The following is a 14,570-nucleotide window of genomic DNA, read 5'->3' as shown; positions in this document are numbered from 1 at the left end:
GCGCTTTTTTGTACAGAATAATATTGCGTTGATGAAATAAAAGTGTTGACTACTGCATTTATTGTTAAGGAATTTATTATTTTTGTGGCACTTTTAAATAAGTCAAAATCTTTATTATGAATTTACACGAGTATCAAGGAAAACAAATATTAGCTAGCTACGGAGTGCGCGTGCAACGTGGTTATGTGGCAAATAACGCTGAAGAAGCGGTTGCAAAAGCGAAACAACTTACAGCTGAAACAGGTACGGGTTGGCATGTAATTAAAGCTCAGATTCACGCTGGTGGACGTGGAAAAGGCGGAGGAGTTAAATTGGCTAAAAACTTAGACCAGGTTAAGGAAATCGCTGAACAAATCATCGGTATGGATTTGATTACACCTCAAACACCTCCAACAGGTAAAAGAGTTCACAAAGTTTTGGTTGCAGAAGATGTGTACTATCCTGGAGAAAGTGAAACTAAAGAATTTTACATGTCGGTTTTATTGAACCGTGGTAAAGGACGTAATATGATTATGTATTCTACTGAAGGTGGAATGGATATCGAAGAAGTAGCTGAACACACACCAGACTTAATCTTTACTGAAGAAATCGATCCTGCTGTAGGATTACAAGGTTTCCAGGCAAGAAGAATTGCTTTCAACTTAGGTTTATCAGGTGAAGCTTTCAAAGAAATGGTGAAATTCGTTGCTGCTTTATACAATGCTTACATCGGATCTGACTCTTCTATGTTTGAAATCAACCCGGTGTTAAAAACATCTGACAATAAAATCATGGCAGTTGATGCTAAAGTATCATTGGATGATAACGCTTTATTCCGTCATACAGATTTAGCAGAAATGCGTGATATTACTGAAGAGCGTCCAATTGAGGTTGAAGCTAAAGAAGCTGGATTAAACTATGTTGATCTTGACGGAACTGTTGGTTGTATGGTTAACGGTGCAGGCTTAGCTATGGCTACGATGGACTTAATCAAATATGCAGGTTATGAGCCGGCTAACTTCCTTGATGTAGGAGGAACTGCTGATGCTAAACGTGTTGAAACTGCTTTCCGTATTATCTTGAAAGATCCTAACGTAAAAGCTATTTTGATCAATATCTTCGGAGGAATCGTTCGTTGTGACCGTGTTGCCCAAGGTGTGGTTGATGCATACAAAAACATGGGTGATGCTATTAAAGTGCCAATCATCGTTCGTTTACAAGGAACAAATGCAGAAATTGCTAAAGAATTAATTGATAATTCAGGTATGCCAATTTTATCTGCAGTTCAATTCCAAGAAGCAGCTGATCAGGTAAAAGCAGCTTTGTCTTAAGAAATTAAATTTTTTTAAATAGAAAAACCCAGGCTTAGGCTTGGGTTTTTTGTTTGTTAAAAGTTAAGCTAGTTTTAAATAAGTCGCAATGTTAGGATAATGTTTTGTGTTATTTTTGATGATTTTTATGTTTTTAACATTGAATTTAAATAATAATTCAATGTTTTTTGTTTTTTGTAAAATGTTATCAATTTTTGCTTAAGTGATTGATTTCTAATATTATCATTGGATTAAGTTGTGCGTTAAGGCTATGTTTAAAGGATTCGGTGCTATAATTTTGCTTCAGAATCAAATAAAAAAAAACACACAATGAAAAACACATTTAAATTTTCAGTTTTAGTATTCTTAATGAGTACAAGTATGGTATTTGCTAAAGAAATTAAACCGGTTGAGGATTTTCCGAGAGCAATAAAGGAAATTATGACTTATTTTGAAAAAGCGACTGAGGATGTTGCTTTTGATGAGCAAAAATCAGTGAAAGTAATCTTTACAGTAAATTCAGATAACGAAATCATCGTTTTGGATGTAAGAACAACAGACGGAGAGTTTAAAGGTTTTGTTAAAAGTACATTGAACTCTAAAACCATTGATACAGGTGATTTAATTCCCGGTAAACAATACGCATTCAAAGTTGTAGTAAAATAAATTGAAGGTTAATTAAATGAGAGCTCCTAAAGATGATTTAGGAGCTTTTTTTTTAGTCTGTGATCGGTTTTCTTAGCATGGATTTTAAAATGACTAAGCCCAATATACCGGCTGTCAAAGAAGCTAAAATGATATATAATTTGGAGCTGTTAATGATTTCTGAATCGGTAAATGCCAAAAGTGTCACAAAAATAGACATGGTAAAACCTATTCCTCCTAAAATTCCTGTTCCAAAAACTGTTGGCCATGTTAAACCCTTAGTAAGTTCAGCTACTTTCAGTTTTACGGCTATATATGAGAATGAAAAGATGCCTATTGGTTTTCCAAGTACTAAGCCCAGGATTATACCAACTGCATAAGAAGGTAAATTACTTCCGTTATTGATTTTTAATGCTATTGCGGTATTGGCCAAAGCAAAAATTGGTAAAATAATAAAAGCAACAGGTTTGTGAAGTTTATGTTCCAGTTGATAAGATATGGATTTCTTTTCTCCTCTTTGAAACGGGATGGCAAAAGCAAGTAAAACACCTGTAATGGTTGCATGAACTCCTGAATGAAGCATGAAGTACCACATAGTGATCCCTAAAATCAAGTAAGGCCATAATTTGTATACTTTCATCCGATTTAAAATAAGTAAAAACACCAAAATACCCAATGAGATTGAAAGATTGACTAAATTTAATTCCTTGGAATAGAAAATGGCAATGACAATAATAGCGCCAAGATCATCGATAACAGCTAATGCGGTTAAAAAGATTTTTAAAGCAGTTGGGACTTTATTTCCTAATAATGACAGAATACCAATCGCAAAAGCAATGTCAGTTGCCATCGGGATCCCTATTCCGTTTTGGTAAGGTGTGTTGTGGTTGAAAAGATAATAGACAAGTGCGGGAACGACCATTCCGCCTAAAGCTCCCATTATGGGTAGCATGGCATTCCGGATATTGGATAATTCCCCGATGTAAATTTCACGTTCCAGTTCAAGTCCAATCAATAAAAAGAAAACCGCCATCAAGCCGTCATTGATATAATGTTCCAATGACATTCCTCCAATTTTGATATGCCAGAAGCTTTGATAGCTTTCGCTTAGAGTAGAATTGGCTAAAAATATTGAAATGCAAGTACAGATGATTAAAATAATTCCGCCGGCTTTTTCACTTTCAAAAAAAGAAGTAAACAATTTTGTGGTTTTCATTTTAGTTTTTTAGAGAGAAAATTATGTCTAAATTTACAATAATTTTAGAGAACACTTATGTCGGTTTTAAAGAAAGGATCAAAGAAATTTAAGAATAACAAACACACCGGATTTGGTACAAATGCTGCTAATTACGGAGGCCGTTTTATCAATAAGGACGGAAGTGCCAATGTCAAAAAATCAGGTATTGGACTCATTGAAAGAACAAGTTGGTATCATACAATGCTTAATATCCCAAGATGGAAATTTATGCTTACCATTTTTGTTTTTTATGTGGTGGTCAATTTTCTGTTCGCTTCCGTATATTGTTTTATCGGTGTTGAACATCTTAATGGAATTTCGGCGGCTACTGCTGCAGAAAAATTCGGTCAGGCTTTTTTCTTCAGTGCTCAGACCTTCACAACGGTAGGATATGGTCATATCAGCCCAACAGGTTTCTGGGCCAGTTTTGTGGCTTCGGTTGAAGCATTGTTCGGATTGTTGAGTTTTGCAATAGCAACCGGATTATTTTACGGAAGATTCAGCAAACCGAAAGCACATATTCTTTTTTCGGAAAATGCCATCATTGCACCTTTTCAGGGAGGTAAAGCCTTGATGCTCCGTATTTCTCCTTATAAAAACACGAATCTGACGGAAGCGGAAGCTAAAGTTACCTTAGGGATGAGGGTTAAAGAAAATGGACAGGAGTTTAACCGGTTTTTTATTTTGGATTTGGAATATGATAAAATTAATGCATTGACATTAAGTTGGACGTTAGTTCACCCAATTACTGAAGAGAGTCCGTTGTTTGATCTTTCCAAAGAGGACTATAAAACAATGAAAGGTGAATTAATCGTTTATGTTAAGGCTTTTGATGAAATGTTCAGTAATACAGTTGCGACAAGGACTTCCTATGTTTTTAATGAAATAGTTTACGGAGCCAAATTTATTCAGATGTTTGAAAACAGTCATAATGATATTACTGTTTTGAATTTGGATAAATTGAATTCATATGAGGAAGTAGTTTTGAATTAACTACTGAAGTTTGTAATCAATCAGCACATTTACTTTTTTAGCTACTTTACTGCGGATAAGAATTGGGAGTTCAATCCCAAAATCATCTGTATTCAAATTAAAATCTGAAGTTAATTGGACAATATTGCCGTTTTTCGAAATTTTGGCAGTAATACTTATTTCTTTTGATTTTCCGTGTATTTCCATTGTTCCGTTAATGGTGAAATCCTGTTTTTGGTTTGTTAACTGATCAAAATTAAAATTGATGATTTTTCCCTTGAATATTCCCTTAGGGTATTTGTCACTTTCCATATAGTTTTCATTGAAATGTTCTTCCATCAATGCCAGTCTGAACTTGAAACCTTTCATTAGGATCAAACCTACAATTTCCCCTGTTTTGGTATTTAATACACAACCTGAGTTTTTATTGGTGGCTTTTACTTCTTCAAAAGAAGGTACCGAAGCTTCAAATGTTGTGGTTCCGGTTTTGGTTAAAACCTTATCCTGTGCGCAAATAGTGTTAAATGCAATTGTGGTCAGAAATAATGTAATTAGGAATTTCATAATTGCTTTTTTATTTAATTGATTCAAAAATCAGTCCAAAAATCCATCATCTCTCCATTTTATTATAATGTCAATACTGGTTTGGGGTAATCTTGTCCCACCGTTGGGCATCATTCCCGGTGCGCCTTGTGGACGTGATATCCGGTCTAATAAACCCCTGTTTTCAATGGCATTCCGTACATCAAGTAAAGTCACTAACGACATCGGAGCGCCGTTTTGTGGTGGATTAGTGTGGCAAAAAAGACAATTGCTTTGAATGATGGGTTTTACGTCACTGTTGTAAGAAATTTTTATGGGTACAGGACCAGTCAAATCAGACTCGCTGTCGTTTGCACAACTCATAAATAAGAAGCTAAAAAATAAAATTAATAATTTCTTCATAAATAATTAAATTAGCTTTAACTTTATTAAAATTAATTTAAAATTGTTATAAAATAATAAAAATAGTGTTAAATTTGAAGGAAACGACTTGCTTGATATGGGGAAAAAAATAGCAAAGATTGTGTTTTTTATAGTATTACTGATTCCGATTGACTGCTTGTCACAGTCTGATGTTTTTGACATAGCAAGAGGTGGTACACTGGAAAACCTGAAAGAATTGATTGCTCAAAAACCGGATGTCATAAATACTTTGAATGATGACCGGAATTCACCATTGATTCTTGCCTGCTATAAAGGGAATTATGAGGTTGCAGCTTATCTGATAAAAAATGTAAAGGATATTAATTATGCAAATGATATGGGAACTGCGCTTATGGCAGCTACCGTTAAGAATGATATTCCTATTGTAAAACTGCTACTTGATAATAATGCCAATCCTGATATTACGGATGTGAAAGGAACTACTGCATTGCATTATGCCACAATTTTTAAAAATTATGAAATTGCCACAATGCTGATGGAACACAAAGCAAACGTTGAATTAAAAGACATAAGACAAAAAACTGCATTTGATTATGCCGTTATTGCAAACGATGATAAATTGATAAACATTCTAAAAACTAAATAAGTATGAAAAAACTTTTCTTTTCTTTTTTGATAGCAGTCTTTTCAGTATGCGGAATTTACGCGCAAAGTTATACGACAGGTGACATGACTTTCTTTGGCAATTATTCTGGTAGGATTGATGTCACCAGTTCAACCGTAACAGTTACTTTGGTTGGACCGAGTACAAGTTGGCTGGGAATAGGTTTTAATGCAACTACCATGGATGACGTGGGAAGAGATGTAATCATTTTTGACGGAACATCTATTACCGACAGAAGTTTTAACGGGATTGGTGTAATTCCTCCAACAGATACCCAAAACTGGTCGCTTTCGTCTAATAATGTTGTAACCGGAGTAAGAACTGTTGTAATGACGCGTGCCCGTGTGGCAACCGAAGGAACTGATTATACTTTTCCATTAGCAGCCCAACCTCTTGATGTCATTTTTGCAAGACGCACAGGTTCTACTGTTATCGGTTACCATGGAGCGGGAAATTGTGGGACTACTACAGCTAATTTTACTTTGGGAACAAATGATTTTGTAATGGAATCCTTAAAAGTGTATCCTAACCCGTCTAAAGAGTTTTTTACTATCGAATTTCCCGATCAGGTAACCAAAGGTGAAGTAAAAGTGTATGATGCTGTTGGAAAATTGATTAAGCAACAAAACGTTTCTACTATTGAAAATAAAATTTCTACTACCGGTTTAAGCAGTGGATCTTATTTTATGATTCTCAGAACAGATTACGGTAACGCTACCCGGACATTAGTGATTGATTAATTGCCTATGAGGTATTTAGCAGTATTCTTTTGCTTTCTGTTTGCCCAGATTGTCTCTGCGCAAGATGATTTATTGTCACAAATTGATACAACTGATGCCAATACTAAAGTCGTAGCAGCTTTTAAAGCGGTTAAAATTGTAAATCTGGAATCGACCAAGCTACTTGGGAAAAAAGATTTGTTTTTTGTTGTGGCGCATCGTTTCGCTTCCGTTAAAGAAGGGTTTGAAGGCTTTTTCGGTTTAGATAATGCTGTAACCCAAATCAAATTCATTTATGGATTGACCGATAAACTTTCTGTAGCTGCTGCAAGAAGTGAACAGGCGTATGATTTTAGTGCTAAGTACTTGATTGTGGCCCAACAGAAAGACCATTCTGCTTATACAATTGTTGGATTTCACAGTATTGGATTCAATAATTTGCTGAAAGAATCCAATTATCCGAAAATGTCTTTTAGTAATAGGTTGATATATGTGAACCAACTTTTGATCTCAAGAAAGTTCAATGAAAAGTTTTCTTTGGAAATGGCGCCAACATATTTCCATGAAAATTTTGTTGTGGATGATGAACAATCCAACAGCCAATTTGCATTAGGTTTAGGAGGAAGGTATAAATTATCAAAGAGAGTTTCGATAAATGCCGATTATGTTCCGCACCTGAACAGAAGTTCTTCTTCACCTTTCAGAAATCCGTTATCCTTGGGAGTAGATATTGAAACCGGAGGACACGTTTTTCAGATGCATTTTACTAACTCACAGGGAATCCATGAATCCGGATTCTTAGGTAATACAACCGGTAATTGGGGTAAAGGAGATATTTTCTTCGGTTTTAATCTGGTACGGGTATTTTAATAAAAGAATAATAGATATAAAAAGCCCCGGATTTACCGAGGCTTTTTTACTTTCAGGATGTTTATTCCTTGATAAATTTACTTGAGTATTTATTTCCGTTACTGTTTTCCAAAATAATCATGTAAGTGCCTTTTTGAAGTTCATGAACAGAAATTGAATTGTCAGTAATGTTCTCTGTTTTGATTACCCTTCCGGCCATGTCAAAAATCGATACGGTCTTAATAAAATCAGTGCCGGATTTATGACTGAAACGGATAAAGTCGTTTGCAGGATTTGGATAAAGGGTAAAACCTCCCAATGTGTTTTCGTCAATTCCAAGTGTGCTTCCTTCCGTGATAAGTAATGTCTGGTTCGGATTTGGATTAGTAATGGTGTCAACTGTTCCGGATGGCCATCTGATGATTACCTGCGTGATTTGTGTTGCAGTTCCAATTCCGAAATGTGCATTTAAAGTACTCATGTATTCAAAACCTTCGCCGCTGCGTACATCTCTTATCTGTTTGCCCCATGCTCCATAGATTTCAATTCGGGCACCAATACCGTTTTTATTACTTTGGATACCTATCAGTGAAACTTTTAGCCAGTTATTTCCATTGGGTGCCGCATAATAGATCTTGTTATTGTTTGCAATATCCAGGAAACCGTCACTGTTTAAATCACCAACAGAGCCTATCGCCATTCCGGGATATCTGATAATCGAAAAAACATTGTTGCCCTGATTGAAGAAAATTTTGTTTCCGCCTCCCATAATATCCACTTTTCCGTCATTGTCAAAATCATAGGCAATATAATCCCTGCTGATTGATGTATCGGTCCCAACTCCTGATGCGGCTGTGATATTTGTGAAAGCTTCTTCAACATTATTTGTGGTATCTAAATTATTTCTGAAGAATTTATGACCGGATCCACCATTGGCTCCCACAAAAATGTCCATGTCCCCATCATTATCAAAATCAGCTACGGCTGAAGACCAGGATTGAACTGGTGTGGTATTGATTTGAGCAATGGCCGAGATGTCTGTAAAAACACCATTGCCGTCGTTTCGGTGTAGCTCACAAGGAGGTCCGGAACATTTTGAAATGAATAAATCCACATCGCCATCGTTGTCATAATCTGTCCAAAGAGAAGCATAATTACCTCCGTTGGATAACGTGCCTACGTTATAAGATCCAGGTGTTACACCACTTTGATAATGAGTAAAAGCGTTTGATCCGTTATTCAGATAATAAACATTCGGAGCGACATCATGACACGAAAAGGCATCCAGGTTTCCATCATTGTTGATGTCGACAAAATTAGTACGCTGGCAAAAAATATAATCTGTTGGGTTGATGTTTGTATAGGTAGTTCCATCATTATTGGATTGCCAAAAAGATAATCCGCTGCCACTTCCTAATACTAAATCATTATAACCGTCCCTGTTGTAATCGCCGGCCGCCATACTCCATGTTGGCATATCGCTTGTTCCGGTAACCGGATAATTTGTAACAGAAAAAGTGGCCGGACCTGTCTGGTGGTGAATTTTTAAATTGTTGGTACTTACTCCCACAATATCATCCTTGTAATCATTGTTCATATCAACAACACAGATGTTATAAGTACTGTTTACAGTAGTAATGGTTTGGGGTGTATAACTAATTGGTGGTGGTGGTGGTGGAATATATGGAGCTTCGGTTAGTTGGAAACTAAAAGCGGCACTGTTCCATCGGTTATCCCATGCAATGTAGTAAGTTGTTCCTGCGTTTGCAACGAATGTCACCACAGAAGAGTAGTTGCTTCCTGTATCATCATCTCCGGCATAGCATGTCAAAGCACCACAAATTCCGGTATAAATATGAACCCGTGTATCTTTTCTGGGTGTATTGGCAGCAATGTCACTTGAGACAGTAACACTGTAAGTAGTACTTGGTGTATAGGAATACCATTCGCCGAACGTAGCTAAATTTCCGCCAGTACAAACCGGAGTAGGAGCCGGTGATCCGTTAACAGCACTGACCGAGTGGATGCCGGCTGTAATTGCAAGAGCTGAAGCACAAGTGTCTTGGGCGGAACTATACCAGCTTGCAGCAATTAATAAAAAAAACAAAGTAATTTTTTTCATGCTTATCGTTTTTTTGGGTTAGTATATAAAGTTAGTTTATTGACATGGGCCTAACGAATTGATCCATTCTTCCATGAGGGCTACACCTTCCGTGTGGATAAGGGTTCTTCCATGTAATGGCATTCTGTACGTTTCGTTAGTTGTATTGATCCGGTAGTACAACATTGATTTGTTAATGTTTCCTGGAGCTATAATTTTTGCTAAAGTTGATGGGAATCCCTGCATGTCCTGGGTGCTTACACAAACTCCCATGTTGGTATTGCCATTTGTGTTTCCTGTCTGGCTGAAAGCAAACCGCATAGGTCTGTAATCGCAGTGCTTATTATCGGTATGGCAGTGTGCACAATTAATGTCTACATAGGATCTGGCTCTTAATTCCAATGATTTGGAAGTGTCTTCATAATTGACTGTGGAATTAGCAACGGAAGGCAACGTAAAATTGTTCTCAAGATAACCGGCTTCAATCCATTTTGTCAATTGGTTTTTGACTTCTGTCCCATAATTATAATTGAAATTCAGATTTTGCGGTTTTATTCCAATTGGGATATGAACAATTTGCTCGGTGTTATTAATAATTTCTTTGGTTTTGTGACATGTTATGCATTGCACTTCTGATGGTATTCTGTAGTTCACATTCATGACCGTGCTGTTTTTATTGATCCAAGTAATGTCTTTATAACTACCGTTCAGGTCAAGAAATGCTTCTGTTTGCTCATCATTCCATACATAATTTGCAAAAATCCATCCGGATGATTTTCGGATCATGATTCTAGTTTCGATAAGTTTGGTTGTATTGGAAGGCTGTACGTGTTCATAATAAAAGTTTTTGATCATGGCTGATCCAACAGGCATTTCAAGAACTTTCCCATCACCGTTGTAAGTTGCTTTTACGCCGTCAGGCATCCAGACAAATCTTTTTTTGTGTGCATAGTCACTGAATAAGGAACTCGCAGGTTGATAAGGAAGTACACCTAAAACCGGAGTCAGGTTTTTGATATCTCCTTTGAAGAATTTGTAATCCGAAAGTTTAGGGTAAGGAACTTTGGTAAGATCCATATTAACGGGAGAAACTGGCGTGTATTCATCTTCACTTGAATTACAGGAAAGCATTGTAAACAAGGTGATTAATAATAAGGAGCCGATAATTTTCAGTAGGTAGTTTTTTATCATATATTTTATTAAATTGTAAGAAAATCTATCAAATATATAATAAAAAACACTTCATGTATGATTTGAAGTGTTAATTTGTTGGGTAGATTACAAAATTTACTGAGAATATTGCAAAGATGTGTTAGTTTGTAATCCTGATGAGTATGTCTGATGTGTTTCTAGGACTTTTTACAGCAACCATCCAATTTTTCATAAGCAGAAGGATCTGCTTTAATATTGTCAGCATCATAGCCTAATTTGGAAATCCCGGTTTTGATTGTTTCCAAATTGGTCTTTGTACCATTATAGTAAACCGTTATGGTCATTTTCTTTTCATCCAGTTCAAACATTTTAAGTCCTTTTATTTTATGCATATTGGCCTGGAAGTTTTTACCGCAGGTTTCACATTCTTTGCAATGATCACAATAAATAGCTGTTTTGATTACTGCTTTTTGGTTCTTCTTGGGTTCTTGTGCAAAAGATGTTGAGAAAGATACAAGTGCGAATAGGAATAGTATTAAATTTTTCATTGGACGTTTTTTACAAATTTAATTGTTTTTAAAGAATATCAATCTGGACATTATAGTTGCCCAATTCCGAAAATGCATCCTCCGATTTATAATCAAAGGTCTCTTCGTGATTTTTTTTATCTTTCTTGTTTGCTATCATTTTGATGCAATTCCAAAAACGTCTGATGTCATCATCAGTAGATAAAATTAATCCGGGAACCGGAACATTATTGCCGGCCTTATCTTTGGCAACCATGGTAAAATAAGAAGAATTGCAATGTTTGATAACTCCGGTTTGTATGTGTTCGGCTTCAACGCGGATGCCGACAATCATGGATGTCTTCCCCACATAATTAACGGAAGCGCGCATGGTTACCAGTTCGCCCACTTCAATTGGGTTTAAAAAATCGACTGTGTCGACCGAAGCGGTTACACAATAATGTCCCGAAAACTTCGATGCACAGGCAAAAGCAATCTGGTCCAGTAATGACAAAACATAACCTCCATGGATTTTTCCACTGAAGTTAGTGTGTGAAGGCAACATCAATTCTGATATTACAACTTTAGAAGACTTTACGGTTTTGAATGTACTGCTCATTAGTTGTTGATTTTAACTTTAAAAGGGGAATCTTCTTTAACAATTTCAGTTACAAAATAAGTTGTATCTCCCCACCACGGAAATGTCTTGTACCGTTCTTCGTAGGTCACTTTTACATATTCTCCCTGTAATTCTTTCATTTGCTGGATGACTTTTTTATCTCGGTCCAAAATTGAAAACTTAAATATATGTGCTCCGGCGACCCCCTGACTTAATTCGCCTTCCCAGGTTTTGAAAACGACTCCTTTGCGGCTAATTTTTATAAGCTCGCCGGAACGGAAGCCTTCACTGAAAGTGGCATAATACAAAAAGGTAAAGTAAAGTGTAATGCCTAAAAATATTGCTGTTATGGTGATGAAAATAAACTTTCGGAACATAGGTTACGGTATTAATTCGTTACTTTCAGCGCGGTTGATAATGTTTTCAGGAAGTGATTTTTTAGCTTTGGCCCCCATCTTTTTCAGTTTTTCAACACTGGTAATCAGGTTTCCTTTTCCGTCAACGAGTTTGTTCATGGCGTTTCCATATTCTGCTTTAGCTTCGTCCATGCGCTTGCCTATTTTGATCAAATCGGAAACAAAACCTTCGAATTTATCATACAATGCACCGGCCTGTCTGGCAATTTCATACGCATTTTCCTGTTGCTTCTGATTGGTCCACATACTGTCTATCGTTCGTAAAGTAGCTAATAGTGTAGAAGGCGTTACAATGACGATGTTTTTCTCAAAAGCTTTGTTGTATAAGGTAGGATCTTCATTAAGGGCCAAAGCAAAAGCAGGCTCCATGGGAACAAAAAGCAATACAAAGTCAGGACTTTCGATTTTGTATAAATCCTGATAGTTTTTTTCGCCCAATTGATCCACATGCCGTTTTAAAGCGATTACATGTTCTTTTATATATTGCTCTTTTAAGCTGTCATCCTCTTCATTAACGTAACGTTCGTAAGCGGTTAAGGTTACTTTGGAATCGATGATCATCTTTTTACCGTCCGGAAGGTTGACTACTACGTCAGGTTGGACCCTGCTTCCTTCATCAGTTACGAAACTTTGCTGTACGTCATATTCACGTCCTTTTTCCAGACCGGATTTTTCAAGAACACGTTCCAATACTAATTCTCCCCAGTTCCCCTGCATTTTACTGTCACCTTTTAATGCTTTTGTCAGGTTTAAGGTTTCCTTACTCATCTGGGCATTCATTTCTTTCAGGCCGAGAATCTGTTGGCGTAAGGCAGCATGGTAATCGATACTTTCTTTGTGTGTGTCTTCTACTTTTTTCTCGAAAAGCTGGATTTTATCCTGTAAAGGTGAAAGTATGTTTTTCAGGTTTTCTTTATTCTGTTCTGTGAATTTTGTCGTTTTTTCTTCGAGGATTTTATTGGCCAGGTTTTCAAATTCCTTGGTGAATTTTTCCTGTAACTGTTCTACTTCCTGCTTTTGTTCGCGGTTGCGTTCCAGTAAATTGTCAAAATCGGTTTCTTTTTTAGACAATTGAATGGCCAGCGCATCTTTCTCGGTTCGGATGTTTTCTTTCTCGCTGATATTTTGGCGCAATTGGTTTTCCCATTGGTTTCTTTCCGACTGGAATTGTTGTTTCAATTGTTCTGTCTGTGAAAGTAATCCGTTGATTTTTTCGTCCAATGATGCTTTTTCCGACTTGGAATTAGCCGAAGAAAGTGCTTTTCCGATGAAAATTCCGATGGTTAATGCGATAACAAATGTGGTAAAGGCGAGTATGAGTATGGTTACTGACATTGAAAATAATTTTGTTGTGTAAAAATAAGGAATAAAAGTTAGCGGCGAAAAAGTATCAATTGACTTTATTCAAACGGATCCAATTCCGGTGGAAGGAATTCTTTTTTTGCAGTTTCTGAATTGAAAATATCAGTCGAATAATGGGTAGCCAGCAATTGCTTGAAATGGGTTTTCAACTGTTGGTTTTCGGTAATGAAATCATAAAAATTTTCCGAAGCTGATTTTTTAATAAAGAAAGATACCGCTTTAATACTGGCTACGGTAATGGTTTCGTGGTATTTGTCTTTGGCACTTAATGAAGCAGCATAGTTCTGGATTTGTTCCCGGATAATGACTATTGCTTTTTCGATACCGTGGTTTTTGATATGGATCCACGCCAGGCGCAAATGGGCTTCATGGGTAAAAAGCTCCGGATTGAGTGTGCAATTTTCAAATTGTTGTTCAAATTCATTGTCGCTTAATTCAAAATGCTTTTCCATACCTGTTTCTTTAGTAGATGTAAAATTATGAGGTTTGCGGCAGAAAAATGTATTTTTGCAGCAGATTATGAAACACCGTCACTTTATTCTTCACAAACCGCATGGTTATTTAAGTCAGTTCATTTATGAAAAGAAACGTCCGAAAAAGAAATTGGGCGAATTGTTTGACTTTCCCGAAGGAACGATGGCCATAGGAAGACTTGATGAAGACTCAGAAGGATTACTGTTGTTAACGACCGATGGCATGATGAGTGAAACCGTACGGAGCAAAACCATCGAAAAGGAGTACTTTGCGCAGGTTGACGGTCTCATTACTGATGAAGCTGTCGAGCGTATCAAGCAAGGAGTCGAGATTGGTTTTAAAGGTATCCGGTATACAACCAAGCCTTGTGAATCGTACAAAGTAACCGAATTGCCAGATTGCATTGGCGAAGGCAGAAGAATACGCGACGAGCGTCATGGTCCCACGAGCTGGGTTTCCATTACATTGACCGAAGGTAAATTCCGCCAGGTACGTAAAATGACCGCAGCCGTTGGTTTTCCTACACTAAGGTTAGTAAGGATTAGGGTGGGAGATGTGACTTTGGGCCAACTCAAAGCAGGCCAAGTGAAAGAAGTGGAAAGTTTTAATATCTGATAGTCTAATAATCTAATAATCGA

Annotated in this window: 17 protein-coding genes; 7 read left to right on the top strand and 10 right to left on the bottom strand. The window is 36.8% G+C overall.

Annotated elements, in window-relative coordinates:
• The first annotated feature begins 116 nt into the window (after nucleotides 1–116).
• Together sucC and NAT51_RS15105 are read left to right on the top strand one after the other, a co-directional pair.
• Nucleotides 117–1,310 carry an ADP-forming succinate--CoA ligase subunit beta gene (gene sucC, locus NAT51_RS15110; RefSeq protein WP_250600100.1) on the top strand — a complete coding sequence of 398 codons (1,194 nt, stop codon included), beginning with the start codon at nucleotides 117–119 and terminating at the stop codon, nucleotides 1,308–1,310.
• A gap of 309 nt (nucleotides 1,311–1,619) precedes the next feature.
• Entirely contained in the window at nucleotides 1,620–1,955 is a 336-nt protein-coding gene (locus NAT51_RS15105) for a hypothetical protein (RefSeq protein WP_250600098.1), read from the top strand.
• Between the two features lie 52 nt (nucleotides 1,956–2,007).
• Here the strand turns inward: NAT51_RS15105 and nhaA are convergent, their stop codons facing one another.
• A complete protein-coding gene (gene nhaA / locus NAT51_RS15100; protein ID WP_250600096.1) occupies nucleotides 2,008–3,150 on the bottom strand; it encodes a Na+/H+ antiporter NhaA in 1,143 nt (380 codons plus the stop codon).
• A gap of 57 nt (nucleotides 3,151–3,207) precedes the next feature.
• Here nhaA and NAT51_RS15095 point away from each other — a divergent pair, with 57 nt between their 5' ends.
• Nucleotides 3,208–4,164, top strand: a complete 957-nt coding sequence (locus tag NAT51_RS15095; protein ID WP_250600094.1) for an ion channel — start codon at nucleotides 3,208–3,210, stop codon at nucleotides 4,162–4,164.
• On the opposite strand, the gene NAT51_RS15090 is transcribed toward NAT51_RS15095, so the two are convergent.
• Nucleotides 4,165–4,707, bottom strand: a complete 543-nt coding sequence (locus tag NAT51_RS15090) for a YceI family protein (protein WP_250600092.1) — start codon at nucleotides 4,705–4,707, stop codon at nucleotides 4,165–4,167.
• Between the two features lie 30 nt (nucleotides 4,708–4,737).
• Nucleotides 4,738–5,088: a hypothetical protein gene (locus NAT51_RS15085; protein ID WP_250600090.1), complete on the bottom strand. Its 351-nt coding sequence runs from the start codon at nucleotides 5,086–5,088 to the stop codon at nucleotides 4,738–4,740.
• Between the two features lie 97 nt (nucleotides 5,089–5,185).
• Between NAT51_RS15085 and NAT51_RS15080 the strand changes: the two genes are divergently transcribed.
• The 3 genes from NAT51_RS15080 to NAT51_RS15070 are packed head-to-tail and all read left to right on the top strand — an operon-like array spanning nucleotide 5,186 to nucleotide 7,323.
• Nucleotides 5,186–5,716: an ankyrin repeat domain-containing protein gene (locus tag NAT51_RS15080; protein ID WP_250600088.1), complete on the top strand. Its 531-nt coding sequence runs from the start codon at nucleotides 5,186–5,188 to the stop codon at nucleotides 5,714–5,716.
• Between the two features lie 2 nt (nucleotides 5,717–5,718).
• Nucleotides 5,719–6,474, top strand: coding sequence for a T9SS type A sorting domain-containing protein (locus tag NAT51_RS15075; RefSeq protein WP_250600086.1), 756 nt, complete (start codon nucleotides 5,719–5,721; stop codon nucleotides 6,472–6,474).
• Nucleotides 6,475–6,480: 6 nt separating this feature from the next.
• Nucleotides 6,481–7,323, top strand: coding sequence for a DUF5777 family beta-barrel protein (locus NAT51_RS15070; protein WP_250600085.1), 843 nt, complete (start codon nucleotides 6,481–6,483; stop codon nucleotides 7,321–7,323).
• Nucleotides 7,324–7,384: 61 nt separating this feature from the next.
• Here the strand turns inward: NAT51_RS15070 and NAT51_RS15065 are convergent, their stop codons facing one another.
• The 7 genes from NAT51_RS15065 to NAT51_RS15035 all read right to left on the bottom strand — a co-directional run bounded on the left by NAT51_RS15065 (nucleotide 7,385) and on the right by NAT51_RS15035 (nucleotide 13,910).
• The gene (locus NAT51_RS15065) at nucleotides 7,385–9,424 is read right to left on the bottom strand and encodes an FG-GAP-like repeat-containing protein (RefSeq protein ID WP_250600083.1); all 2,040 of its coding nucleotides are present in this window, start codon (nucleotides 9,422–9,424) and stop codon (nucleotides 7,385–7,387) included.
• Between the two features lie 36 nt (nucleotides 9,425–9,460).
• Nucleotides 9,461–10,594 carry a hypothetical protein gene (locus NAT51_RS15060; RefSeq protein ID WP_250600081.1) on the bottom strand — a complete coding sequence of 378 codons (1,134 nt, stop codon included), beginning with the start codon at nucleotides 10,592–10,594 and terminating at the stop codon, nucleotides 9,461–9,463.
• A 158-nt stretch (nucleotides 10,595–10,752) separates the two neighbouring features.
• Complete coding sequence (locus tag NAT51_RS15055; RefSeq protein ID WP_250600079.1) at nucleotides 10,753–11,103, bottom strand: cation transporter; 351 nt, start codon at nucleotides 11,101–11,103, stop codon at nucleotides 10,753–10,755.
• Nucleotides 11,104–11,131: 28 nt separating this feature from the next.
• Nucleotides 11,132–11,680, bottom strand: a complete 549-nt coding sequence (locus NAT51_RS15050) for an acyl-CoA thioesterase (protein ID WP_250600077.1) — start codon at nucleotides 11,678–11,680, stop codon at nucleotides 11,132–11,134.
• Nucleotides 11,680–12,057 (bottom strand): 6-phosphogluconate dehydrogenase, encoded by a 378-nt coding sequence (locus NAT51_RS15045; protein WP_250600075.1) that lies wholly within the window; start codon nucleotides 12,055–12,057, stop codon nucleotides 11,680–11,682. The genes NAT51_RS15050 and NAT51_RS15045 overlap by 1 nt, the downstream gene beginning before the upstream one ends.
• Nucleotides 12,058–12,060: 3 nt before the next feature.
• Nucleotides 12,061–13,431: a DNA recombination protein RmuC gene (rmuC, locus tag NAT51_RS15040; protein ID WP_250600073.1), complete on the bottom strand. Its 1,371-nt coding sequence runs from the start codon at nucleotides 13,429–13,431 to the stop codon at nucleotides 12,061–12,063.
• 65 nt (nucleotides 13,432–13,496) lie between these two features.
• Nucleotides 13,497–13,910 carry a hypothetical protein gene (locus NAT51_RS15035; RefSeq protein WP_250600071.1) on the bottom strand — a complete coding sequence of 138 codons (414 nt, stop codon included), beginning with the start codon at nucleotides 13,908–13,910 and terminating at the stop codon, nucleotides 13,497–13,499.
• A gap of 67 nt (nucleotides 13,911–13,977) precedes the next feature.
• Here NAT51_RS15035 and NAT51_RS15030 point away from each other — a divergent pair, with 67 nt between their 5' ends.
• On the top strand, nucleotides 13,978–14,547 hold the full coding sequence (locus NAT51_RS15030; RefSeq protein WP_250600069.1) for a pseudouridine synthase: 570 nt from the start codon (nucleotides 13,978–13,980) through the stop codon (nucleotides 14,545–14,547).
• Nucleotides 14,548–14,570: the final 23 nt, after the last annotated feature.

The sequence above is a fragment of the Flavobacterium amniphilum genome (assembly GCF_023634845.1).
Lineage (GTDB): Bacteria > Bacteroidota > Bacteroidia > Flavobacteriales > Flavobacteriaceae > Flavobacterium > Flavobacterium amniphilum.
This window is presented reverse-complemented; position numbering and strand designations above follow the sequence as displayed.

What these genes read in the sequence shown, in the direction of transcription:
- NAT51_RS15060 (WP_250600081.1), bottom strand. Translation starts at nt 10,594, where the DNA reads ATGATAAAAAACTACCTACTGAAAATTATCGGCTCCTTATTATTAATC.
- NAT51_RS15045 (WP_250600075.1), bottom strand. Translation starts at nt 12,057, where the DNA reads ATGTTCCGAAAGTTTATTTTCATCACCATAACAGCAATATTTTTAGGC.
- sucC (WP_250600100.1), top strand. Translation starts at nt 117, where the DNA reads ATGAATTTACACGAGTATCAAGGAAAACAAATATTAGCTAGCTACGGA.
- NAT51_RS15085 (WP_250600090.1), bottom strand. Translation starts at nt 5,088, where the DNA reads ATGAAGAAATTATTAATTTTATTTTTTAGCTTCTTATTTATGAGTTGT.
- NAT51_RS15070 (WP_250600085.1), top strand. Translation starts at nt 6,481, where the DNA reads ATGAGGTATTTAGCAGTATTCTTTTGCTTTCTGTTTGCCCAGATTGTC.
- rmuC (WP_250600073.1), bottom strand. Translation starts at nt 13,431, where the DNA reads ATGTCAGTAACCATACTCATACTCGCCTTTACCACATTTGTTATCGCA.
- NAT51_RS15030 (WP_250600069.1), top strand. Translation starts at nt 13,978, where the DNA reads ATGAAACACCGTCACTTTATTCTTCACAAACCGCATGGTTATTTAAGT.
- nhaA (WP_250600096.1), bottom strand. Translation starts at nt 3,150, where the DNA reads ATGAAAACCACAAAATTGTTTACTTCTTTTTTTGAAAGTGAAAAAGCC.
- NAT51_RS15090 (WP_250600092.1), bottom strand. Translation starts at nt 4,707, where the DNA reads ATGAAATTCCTAATTACATTATTTCTGACCACAATTGCATTTAACACT.
- NAT51_RS15075 (WP_250600086.1), top strand. Translation starts at nt 5,719, where the DNA reads ATGAAAAAACTTTTCTTTTCTTTTTTGATAGCAGTCTTTTCAGTATGC.
- NAT51_RS15055 (WP_250600079.1), bottom strand. Translation starts at nt 11,103, where the DNA reads ATGAAAAATTTAATACTATTCCTATTCGCACTTGTATCTTTCTCAACA.
- NAT51_RS15105 (WP_250600098.1), top strand. Translation starts at nt 1,620, where the DNA reads ATGAAAAACACATTTAAATTTTCAGTTTTAGTATTCTTAATGAGTACA.
- NAT51_RS15065 (WP_250600083.1), bottom strand. Translation starts at nt 9,424, where the DNA reads ATGAAAAAAATTACTTTGTTTTTTTTATTAATTGCTGCAAGCTGGTAT.
- NAT51_RS15035 (WP_250600071.1), bottom strand. Translation starts at nt 13,910, where the DNA reads ATGGAAAAGCATTTTGAATTAAGCGACAATGAATTTGAACAACAATTT.
- NAT51_RS15095 (WP_250600094.1), top strand. Translation starts at nt 3,208, where the DNA reads ATGTCGGTTTTAAAGAAAGGATCAAAGAAATTTAAGAATAACAAACAC.
- NAT51_RS15080 (WP_250600088.1), top strand. Translation starts at nt 5,186, where the DNA reads ATGGGGAAAAAAATAGCAAAGATTGTGTTTTTTATAGTATTACTGATT.
- NAT51_RS15050 (WP_250600077.1), bottom strand. Translation starts at nt 11,680, where the DNA reads ATGAGCAGTACATTCAAAACCGTAAAGTCTTCTAAAGTTGTAATATCA.